The organism is Clostridium aquiflavi (assembly GCF_031344075.1).
Lineage (GTDB): Bacteria > Bacillota > Clostridia > Clostridiales > Clostridiaceae > Clostridium > Clostridium aquiflavi.
Genome location: NZ_JAVJAN010000100.1, coordinates 1 through 1,204, shown reverse-complemented (window position 1 = coordinate 1,204; position 1,204 = coordinate 1). Strand labels below are relative to the sequence as shown.

Genomic DNA, 1,204 nt, shown 5'->3' with positions numbered 1-1,204 from the left:
TTATCAACAGGAAGAAACTTAGATGTATGTGTTGATGGTGATGGATATATTATGGTAAGTAAAGGTCCAGAGGTTTATAAAGGTGGGACAATTGATGAAAAAGGAACTATTGGGATAGATAAATCTGGAAAGTTATCAGGAGGTAGCGAAAACGAGATTTTATATACAAGAGATGGAAACTTTACTCTTGATTATGAAGGAAATCTTTTGACAGCAGATGGATATAGAGTAATGGGATATTTATTACAAAATGGTAATGATGATAAGTCAAAACCTAGTGTAGAATGGAAAGAAGAAGATGGTAAAAAGTTAGCAGTGGTAAACTATGTAGATGCTGATTCTAAATCTTTACAAGCTGTTGAAGAAGGGAAAGAACTCCATACTTTAAAAATTCCAGATAAAGTTTTAGCACCTAAAAGAGATAAAGATGGAAATATAGAAGATGGGAAGTTTGAAGAAACTCCTGTTAAAAGTTTTTCAATAGGAAAAGATGGAGTAATTACAGCAGTTCTTGGAGATGGTAGTAGAACAGCACTTGGTCAAATAGCTATGGCTACTTTTAAAAATCCAGAAGGTTTAACTACAATAGGAGGAAATAAGTTACAAACATCACCTAACTCAGGACCTGAAATAATAAAGACACCAAAGGGAAAATTAGCAGATGATTATACTGATAATAGTAAAGGCTTTGGAGAATTTGTACAAGGAACCCTTGAATCATCAAATGTAGATTTAACAGAACAATTTACAGATATGATAACTGCAACAAGAGCTTTCCAAGCTTCATCAAAAATGATAACTACAGGTGATGAAATACTTCAAACAATAACTGGCTTGATGAGATAAGATTAATAAAAAAACTTATATTCAGAAATTTACACTCCGGCTGAATATTAGCTTTATTAATAAAAGTTATTATAACTTTTATATGCTATACGATTAGAAGAGATAAATTGATTATTAACAGTTTGTAAATAAAACATAAAACTTTAATGATTATTGATAACAAAAGATAAAATTTGAAAATAAACGGAGGAAAATTAAATATGCTAAGATCGATGTACTCAGGAATAAGTGGGATGAAAGCTAACCAAGTTAAATTAGATGTTATAGGTAATAATATTGCTAATGTAAGTACTACAGGATTTAAAGCATCAAGTGCAAGATTTTCTGATATGCTTTATCAAAATATGTCATCAGCAAC

General features: G+C 30.5%; 2 protein-coding genes. Both read left to right on the top strand.

Features of this window, described 5'->3' with window-relative positions; genetic code table 11:
• Positions 1-846 (top strand): flagellar hook-basal body protein (locus RGC78_RS16100; protein WP_309556957.1); only part of this gene is annotated, 846 nt, incomplete at its 5' end.
• Between the two features lie 200 nt (positions 847-1,046).
• Positions 1,047-1,204, top strand: a 158-nt coding sequence (locus RGC78_RS16095) for a flagellar basal body protein (RefSeq protein WP_309556958.1), incomplete at its 3' end; no start/stop codon positions are given.